The organism is Coleofasciculus sp. (assembly GCF_046539235.1).
Classification (GTDB): domain Bacteria; phylum Cyanobacteriota; class Cyanobacteriia; order Cyanobacteriales; family Coleofasciculaceae; genus Coleofasciculus.
This window is the reverse complement of the sequence record NZ_JBKHHI010000299.1, coordinates 1-8,372: the sequence shown is the minus strand read 5'-3', so window position 1 is coordinate 8,372 and position 8,372 is coordinate 1. Positions and strand designations below refer to the sequence as shown.

The following is an 8,372-nucleotide window of genomic DNA, read 5'->3' as shown; positions in this document are numbered from 1 at the left end:
TATCCCTCTCCGGGTTGCTTCGCTGAACCCGGAGTCTCACGAGTAAAGCGATGAAAAAGTTGGAGGAACGAGGTTATCTGCTAACGGAACAGGTAAACCCTCAAAGTCAAAATCTCGACCAGCTCACCTCGCTAGAGTTAGTGGATTTGTTTAATCGCGAGGATGAGAAAACGATTCGTGCGATCGCCGCCGTGAGAACTCAACTAGCACAAGCCATTGATCGCACGGCAAAAGCCCTGAAACAAGGAGGACGTCTCTTTTATGTCGGTGCAGGGACTAGCGGACGCTTAGGAGTATTGGATGCGGCTGAATGTCCTCCCACCTTTTGTACACCTCCCGAACTGGTACAAGGCGTTATCGCTGGCGGCGCCGGGGCGTTAATCCGAAGTTCAGAAAACTTGGAAGATAGGGAAGAAGATGGCATCGAAGCGATCGCGCACCGTCAGGTGACGGAATTGGATGTCGTGGTGGGCATTACCGCAGGTGGGACAACACCCTATGTACGCGGGGCGCTGCAAGCCGCACGACAACGCGGCGCTACGACGATTTTGCTCGCCTGTGTCCCCGCCGAACAAGTCAATTATGAGGTGGATCTAGATATTCGCTTACTTGTTGGTCCAGAAATTCTCGCGGGTTCAACCCGCTTAAAAGCTGGAACCGTGACCAAAATGGCATTGAATATCCTGTCTACAGGTGTAATGGTGCAACTGGGTAAAGTTTACGGCAATCGCATGGTTGATGTCGCCGTCACCAATAAAAAACTCCATGACCGTGCCTTACGAATTCTACAAGACCTGACTGACCTGAGTCGAGACGAAGCCGGATTTCTACTCGAACGCAGCGGACGCCGGGTGAAACTGGCACTGCTGATGCACTGGACAGGAGAAGATGCCCCAGTCTGCGATCGCCTGTTGAGTCAACAGCAAGGAAATCTCAGACAAGCCTTACTCAGTTACCAGAACAGCGGTGATTGATTCATCAACAGCGACTTTCCGCAGCTTCCCTACCAAAACCACGGCTGAGAGCCACTGTGTCCCTTCACTTCGGCAAGAGGGCATGTTTAACCAGTGGATGAAAGCCTTTTAAGGAGTGGAGATGTCAATCAGCTACAGTAGAACTATTGGCTTTTGCTGCTACAAGTTTGATTAAACATGTTCAACGGATCAGAGACGACTGCAACAGTTTTACTTCTCCTTGTCGCCCTTGGTGTCATCGGTTGGGGATATAGGCGTGCCAGAACTTACGGTAGACTCGGCATCCTCGCTTGGTTGCAGTCTCTCGTGTTGACGGTTCCCTGGCTGATATTTTTTGTCCTATTGGCTGCCGGAATTTACCTGAATATTGTTGGTATCTTATTTTTATTGGTGGTTTCAACCGGGTTCTATATTTTCCTAGGTAAACGGTTGCGGCAAGAAGGTCAAGATGCCGTCTTGCAGAAACGTGCCAACCAGTTACTCCATGAGAAATCTGATGCCAACGACAGTCAAAATGTGTCGCCGCCAGAAGACACCTCAGCAACCACTCCATCACCAGAGAGTAGTAGTCCTGCAGGAACTGAAGTTATACCCATTTCGCCAGAAGATCTGAAGACTATCCAGGGAATTTTTGGTATCGATACATTCTTTGCCACAGAAACCATTCCCTACCAGGAAGGGGTGATATTTAAGGGGAATTTGCGTGGCGGTGAGCCTGAGGCGGTGCATTCCCATTTATCTGCCAGTTTAGAACAACGGTTGGATAACCGCTACCGACTCTTTTTAGTTGAAGATCCCGAAGGGAAACCCGTGGTGATTGTTCTACCCAGTAGCAATGATCCCCAACCGCTCACGATTCCCCAGAAAATTTTGGCGGGGGTGTTGCTGGTGGCTACCATTGTGACTAGCTTAGAAGCGGCTGGATTTTTGCACAATTTTGATTTGTTTACTGCACCTGAACGGGTGAAGGAAACCTTACCCTTAGGTTTGGGGATTTGCACAGTTTTGGCAGTTCACGAACTCGGTCATTTGTGGGCAGCGCGGCGTCATCAGGTTCGCCTGAGTTTCCCATTTTTTATTCCCAGTTTACAAATCGGTTCCTTTGGGGCGATTACCCGCTTTGAATCATTGGTTCCTAACCGTAAAGCTTTATTTGACATTGCCTTAGCTGGACCGGCGGCGGGTGGGATTGCGTCTGTTTTCCTACTGCTGTTGGGCTTGGTTTTGTCTGATCAAGGCAGTACCTTTCAGGTTCCGGCTCAATTTTTCCAAGGTTCGGTTTTGGTTGGTGGATTAGCCCGGATTATTTTGGGGACTTCTCTGCAAGCACCCCTTGTTGACGTTCACCCCTTAACGATTATGGGTTGGTTGGGGTTAGTGATTAGCGCGTTGAATTTAATGCCAGCCGGACAGTTAGATGGAGGGCGCGTTGTTCAAGCTATCTATGGACGCAAAACGGCTCGCCGCACGACGATTGCGACGTTGGTTATCTTGGGAATTGTGGCATTAGCGAATCCCTCTAATCCATTGATTTTGTATTGGGCAATTATCATTTTGTTTTTGCAGCGTTCTTTGGAGCGTCCTAGTCTCAATGAAATTACCGAACCGGATGATACGAGAGCCATTTTAGGCTTAGTGGCGCTGTTTTTAATGGTGGCAACATTGATTCCCTTCACGCCCGCGTTGGCGGTGCGTTTGGGTATTGGTAGCTAAGGTAGGGATGCAGGGGGGGTAGTCAATCTGGATTTGGTATTGTTTATCATGGTTTGATTTATTGACAGGAGTGCAATGGCGAAACACCCATGCTCTGGAGTTCGCCTTCTGCTACCGCTATGCCATTTTTCCAAAGCTCATACTCACTCAGATCGATATCTTCATTCCACACAATCCCGTAGCCCCCTTGCTCAACCTTAAAGTTCTTGAAAAATGCAGGTTGACGAAGTGGAGCAAACTGGGGATTTTCTAAAAGATTAATAATATCATATTTCTTGAATTCTTGATTGGTGAATTCAATCAGCAATGTGTGATCGTTAATGGCTTTTGCTTGGCAAATTTTTGGGTAATTCATACGAGTTTTAGTTTACTTTAAAGGAGGTAGTTTACGAAACTCTTGAGTCTTCCACATCTGTAAAAGATCTTGCTGGTATAAATTTGCCCACTCTAGAACTAATTTCTGAGCGCGACTTGGTAAATCTCCTTCAATGATTTCCAATGATTCAATGCTCACTAAGGCATTGTACTCACCATAGATTGCATGAAAATGAGGCGGAGGGTGGTCCCCAAAAAACACCTTAATCACAATTCCGTAGAATCGGGCAATCTCTGGCATAATTTATTCAATCACAACTATTGACTTACCCTAATTTTATCAAAGCCTGCGAGGTAACATTGCAGCCATGGCAATCGAAATTGAACGAAAATTTTTAGTGAAAGGCGATCAATGGCGCACCCTTGGTCAAGGAATGCTCTATCGTCAAGGTTATATTTCTACCCAAAACCTGACGACGGTTCGGGTGCGTCTAGTGGGAAATCAGGGCTATTTGACCATTAAAGGGAAAACAGAGAATTTTTCTAGAGTCGAGTACGAGTATCCTATCCCCGGATCAGATGCTCAAGAGATGCTAGAGACATTGTGCGATCGCCCTTTGATTGAAAAAACGCGCTATAGGATAGAGTGTAAGGGTTTGGTCTGGGAAGTGGATGAGTTTATTGGTGAAAATGAAGGATTGCTTTTTGCCGAAGTCGAACTGACTGATGAAAATCAAGATTTAGAGTTACCGGATTGGATTGGTCAAGAAGTGACCGGAGATCCTAAATATTATAATGCTAATTTAGTCCGGCATCCATTTAGTCAGTGGTCATAAATGTAGGGGCGGGTTTAGGAACTCAATTCGCATATTCACCCATAACTTAACAACAAAACCCGCCCTACCTCACCCATAAATTTATATGATGTCCGGCTTTCTCACCCCTAATAAAAATGTAGGGACCTGGTAACCAAGCCCCTACTATGCCGGTTGCTATATTACTCACCAAACTGCTGTATGTATTCTGCCGTTATTTCCGGCTTTTCCAGGTGCGGGACATGACCACAGTCGTCAATCCATATTAGTTGAGAATTAGGAATAGCCGCTTCAAACTTATGAGCATATTTTGTTCCCAAAATTCGGTCATCTTTTCCCCATAAAATCAACGTCGATTGCTGAAGTTTGCTCAGTTTTTGACCAAATGGCGGATATCCACCACTTTTAGTAAATGAAATTAATGCCTGATGCCATCCCGGCATTTCTAGATGAAGCGCAGCACAAAGTAAAGCATCAACAGAAACAAATCTGGGATCACAATAGGCGTTCTTACTAATATTTTCCCGCACCTGGGGACGCCGCAGAAACTCAACCGCCCAATTATCAAAGGGTGGAAACAGGAATTTGCCAATGGGCGGGGGACTGGTGAAACCTGCACTATCCAGCAATACCAGCTTTTTCACGGCTTGGGGATAGGTTAAGGTGAAATCAATCGCCGCCGCCCCTCCCATCGACGCCCCAACCAGAATTACTGGGACTTCTATTTGGGTTTTCCAGAAATAATAAAGATGAGTGGTGATCGCGCTGGCGTTAAATTTGATCCCAGATATCCGATCCGTAAAGCCAAATCCCAATAAATCTACCGCCCATGTTTCCTGGTGTTCAGCTAATTTGGGAAACAGGCGGCGGAATTCAAAGATGGAACTATCAAAGCCATGTAGTAACAGGATGGGTGTTCCGCCTTTTCCCTGGTGGACATAAGTTGTGGCAATGGGTTGGGGACTCAGGGGTGTGAGAATATCTTGGCGTGCGATCGCCTGGGCAAGGGCAATTGAGGTAGACTCAGTAAGCTGCTGGATTTGGGCGGGAAGGAAATTGGCAAACATGAGGTGAAAGTGAGTTTCGACCCAACGCTAGGCTCAATGGGCGGGTTTGAGAACAAATATTAGAGATTATATCAAGTCTTGTTCAATTTGGCATTCATCGGTAGAAGCAACCTTCACTTAAATCAGTTGACAAAATTTATGTCCAAGTAGAAACGTTGCATGACGTCTCTACAATGGTGCGGATGTATCCTAACAGCTATGGCGATTGCAATAACTATCATAAAAGTAAAATTTCAAATTTGTCGAGGATAAAATTAAAATGGTTTACTAAAATACCTTGGATTCAAATAAGTAGGTTGGTGGAAATAAACTTAAATAGATTGAATTTTGCCAACCGACCTCAAACCATTACATAAGACGTAGCTTGCTTCTCAAGGGAAGCGAGTATGACGAATGACAATCCCCACCGTTACTTTTAATTGTCCCCACCTACTTACTCTGTTAGCCTGTCTAGTGCTAATGGCTACAGCAATCCTGAATACGAACTGACACTCTAGGAAATGTTAGTCTGAAATAGGGTTTTGATTATCTATGTACCTCCTATGTGTATTAAAACAATATACCACCTGATTGCCCAGGAGTTGAGGCAAATGTCCCTGGCAACCATCCTGATTATCCTCTTTGTTGTGCCAATAGCAGCAATGGTAGGGTCAGTGGGATATTTGACGTTCATCAATGGACAAGCCGTCAATGAGGTGGCTTCTCAACTAGCTCACGAAATTAGCGATCGCGTTCAGCCATCCCTCGCTATTGAATCAGCGACTCCTTATCTCAGTCCGATCTATTTACCCAATCGACAAAGGATACAGCCCTATCGAGGCAATCCCAACCTCATAAAGTTTATCGACAATTCTTATAGGCATTTAAATTTTGCTAGAATTAGCAAATTTTTCCACCAGAACACTATTAACACGCGCACAACGATTATTTTATATCTAGGACTATTCGTAACCACGACAGGGCTAGTCATTTTGATCACACGCTGGCTAATTAACTCCACCTCAATTTTGTCTAATAAACCCCAAGAAAATGCTCGTGCTAAGGACTTATTTGAATCGATATTTAATGAATCGGCTGATGCCATTTTTCTGGTCAATGCAAAAACTCTGGTAATTTCCGATTGCAATCGCCGTGCTGTGGAACTCTTTGAAGCCCAAAGTAAGCAAGAATTAATCAAAACCGAGGGACATCTTCTGCAAAAAAAAAGGTTTACGACCGGAGAACTGCGTTCTATCGCCAATCAGGTTAAGCGCTACGGCTTTTGGCAGCAAGAGTTAGAATATGTCAGTAAAAAAGGTAACTTATTTTGGGGTAACTTAGCCATTCGGCAAATTGATGTGGCAGGTCAGCCAATGCATCTGGTACGGGTGACCGATATTACCCCACGCAAACAAGCCGAAGCAGCGCGGCGAATTCGCCAAAGCCAAGACGCCGCGATCGCACAACTGGGTCAAGAGGCATTAATTGAGGCAGATTTATCCGTTTTAATGGAGTGGACTGTTACTCTGGTTGCCCAAACGTTGAATGTAGAGTATTGCCAAATTCTGCAACGTTTACCCAATGGTGAGGAATTGCTTCTTTTAGCCGGATTCGGTTGGCAAGCGGGATTAGTGGGTCAAGCTACAGTGAGTGCTGGAAAAGAATCTCAATTCGGTTGTAGTTTAGTCTGTTGGGAACCGATTATTGTCACAGACTTACCCACAGAGACACGGTTTCAGGGTTCACCTTTACTCCAGGATCATGGGGTTGTCAGTGGGATGAGTACGAGAATTCCCGGTCAAAATCAACCCTTTGGCGTATTAGCGGTTCATACCACCCAAAAACGCCAATTCACCGACGATGATATTTACTTTGTGCAAGCGATTGCCAATATCATTGCCACAGCAATTGAACGCAAACGGACAGAGGAAGCCTTACGGGAGAGTGCGGTGCGGGAGAGGGCGATCGCGACAGTTTTGCAACGGATGCGTCAAACCCTAGATATTGACAAGATATTCACAGCGACAACAGAAGAATTGCGCCATGTCTTGAACTGCGATCGCGTCGCCATCTATCGGTTCAATCCAGATTGGAGTGGCGAGTTTGTCGCTGAGTCTGTGGCGGAGGGTTGGGTAACGTTAACCATTGAACAGCAAAATAACCCGGATCTCAAAGCCGATGCCCTAGAATCAGAAAATTGTACTATCAAAAGCTTGGATGGCGCAGAAAACCTCTCGATTTCAAGTTTCCATCCCCAACTTTACCCGCCTTATTCTTGTTCTTGTCCAAACCCTAACATTACCAATCATCAATCCGATAACTCGCTACAGGATACCTATCTAAAAGAAACGCAAGGCGGTGCTTACAGCCAAGGTGCAAGTTATCGAGTCGTCGAAGATATTTATAACGCTGGATTTACGGACTGTTATATAGAACTACTTGAACAATTTCAAGCCCGAGCCTACATTATTGCTCCCATATTTTGTGGTAAAAAACTTTGGGGATTACTCGCCACCTATCAAAATTCCAGTCCTCGTGCTTGGCGAAAATCGGAAATCAGTGTCGTGGTGCAAATAGCCACCCAGTTTGGCGTCGCCGTACAGCAAGCGCAATTATTACAGAAGACTCAGGAACAAGCCCTAGATCTGAAACTCACTTTAAATCAACTCAAACGCACCCAAGCCCAATTGGTTCATAGCGAAAAAATGTCCAGTCTAGGACAAATGGTGGCAGGTGTGGCACATGAAATTAACAATCCGGTTAGTTTTATTTATGGTAATTTGACTCCTGCTAAGGAATATGTTCAAGATTTAGTTCGTCTGATTCACACTTATCAAAAGACCTATCCCACTCCCACAGCAGAACTTCAACAACTGATTGAAGAAATTGATCTAGACTTTCTGCTCGATGATTGGCAAAATTTGCTCAAATCCATGCAAATTGGCACCGATCGCATCCGTGCCATTGTTCTCTCGTTAAGAAACTTTTCCCGCTTGGATGAAAAAGAAATCAAGAAAGTTGATATTCATGAAGGTATTGATAATACCCTTTTAATTTTACAGCATCGATTCAAGGCAGCGGGTAATATCCAAGGGATTCAGGTAATTAAACACTATGATCAACTCCCATTAGTCACCTGTTATGCCAGTCAGTTAAATCAGGTATTTATGAATATCCTGAATAATGCGATCGATGCTTTGGAGAACAAATCATCACCACGAATAATTACTATCTCTACTGAAGTCGATACTGGGAGCAAACAACCAACCACGGATGATGGACAACCGACAAGCGACTTTATTATTATCCGAATTGCCGACAATGGCTCTGGTATCAATGAAGATATTAAGCCAAAAATATTTGACCCATTTTTCACCACCAAGCCTGTCGGTAGTGGTACAGGGTTAGGATTATCGATTAGCCATCAGATTGTCGTCGAAAAACACCAAGGGCACATTTGTTGCATTTCGACTCCGGGACAAGGCACCGAATTTATTGTAAAAATTCCA

Annotated in this window: 7 protein-coding genes; 4 read left to right on the top strand and 3 right to left on the bottom strand. The window is 44.9% G+C overall.

From position 1 onward, the window contains the following. The first annotated feature begins 50 nt into the window (after nucleotides 1–50). Nucleotides 51–974: an N-acetylmuramic acid 6-phosphate etherase gene (murQ, locus tag ACLFWI_RS21905; protein ID WP_446414674.1), complete on the top strand. Its 924-nt coding sequence runs from the start codon at nucleotides 51–53 to the stop codon at nucleotides 972–974. Between the two features lie 177 nt (nucleotides 975–1,151). Beyond that, complete coding sequence (locus tag ACLFWI_RS21900; RefSeq protein WP_446414673.1) at nucleotides 1,152–2,687, top strand: site-2 protease family protein; 1,536 nt, start codon at nucleotides 1,152–1,154, stop codon at nucleotides 2,685–2,687. Between the two features lie 58 nt (nucleotides 2,688–2,745). On the opposite strand, the gene ACLFWI_RS21895 is transcribed toward ACLFWI_RS21900, so the two are convergent. Beyond that, a complete protein-coding gene (locus ACLFWI_RS21895) occupies nucleotides 2,746–3,042 on the bottom strand; it encodes a DUF2442 domain-containing protein (protein ID WP_446414672.1) in 297 nt (98 codons plus the stop codon). Nucleotides 3,043–3,054: 12 nt separating this feature from the next. Beyond that, nucleotides 3,055–3,303: a DUF4160 domain-containing protein gene (locus ACLFWI_RS21890; protein ID WP_446414671.1), complete on the bottom strand. Its 249-nt coding sequence runs from the start codon at nucleotides 3,301–3,303 to the stop codon at nucleotides 3,055–3,057. 67 nt (nucleotides 3,304–3,370) lie between these two features. Between ACLFWI_RS21890 and ACLFWI_RS21885 the strand changes: the two genes are divergently transcribed. After that, the gene (locus tag ACLFWI_RS21885) at nucleotides 3,371–3,838 is read left to right on the top strand and encodes a CYTH domain-containing protein (protein ID WP_446414670.1); all 468 of its coding nucleotides are present in this window, start codon (nucleotides 3,371–3,373) and stop codon (nucleotides 3,836–3,838) included. Between the two features lie 161 nt (nucleotides 3,839–3,999). Here ACLFWI_RS21885 and ACLFWI_RS21880 read toward each other — a convergent pair whose 3' ends face one another. Continuing rightward, the gene (locus ACLFWI_RS21880; protein ID WP_446414669.1) at nucleotides 4,000–4,884 is read right to left on the bottom strand and encodes an alpha/beta fold hydrolase; all 885 of its coding nucleotides are present in this window, start codon (nucleotides 4,882–4,884) and stop codon (nucleotides 4,000–4,002) included. Nucleotides 4,885–5,426: 542 nt separating this feature from the next. Here ACLFWI_RS21880 and ACLFWI_RS21875 point away from each other — a divergent pair. Next, the coding region (locus tag ACLFWI_RS21875; RefSeq protein ID WP_446414668.1) for a GAF domain-containing sensor histidine kinase at nucleotides 5,427–8,372 on the top strand (2,946 nt) is incomplete at its 3' end.

Coding starts and splice junctions, on each gene's coding strand:
- murQ (WP_446414674.1), top strand. CDS start 51: ATGAAAAAGTTGGAGGAACGAGGTTATCTGCTAACGGAACAGGTAAAC.
- ACLFWI_RS21900 (WP_446414673.1), top strand. CDS start 1,152: ATGTTCAACGGATCAGAGACGACTGCAACAGTTTTACTTCTCCTTGTC.
- ACLFWI_RS21895 (WP_446414672.1), bottom strand. CDS start 3,042: ATGAATTACCCAAAAATTTGCCAAGCAAAAGCCATTAACGATCACACA.
- ACLFWI_RS21890 (WP_446414671.1), bottom strand. CDS start 3,303: ATGCCAGAGATTGCCCGATTCTACGGAATTGTGATTAAGGTGTTTTTT.
- ACLFWI_RS21885 (WP_446414670.1), top strand. CDS start 3,371: ATGGCAATCGAAATTGAACGAAAATTTTTAGTGAAAGGCGATCAATGG.
- ACLFWI_RS21880 (WP_446414669.1), bottom strand. CDS start 4,884: ATGTTTGCCAATTTCCTTCCCGCCCAAATCCAGCAGCTTACTGAGTCT.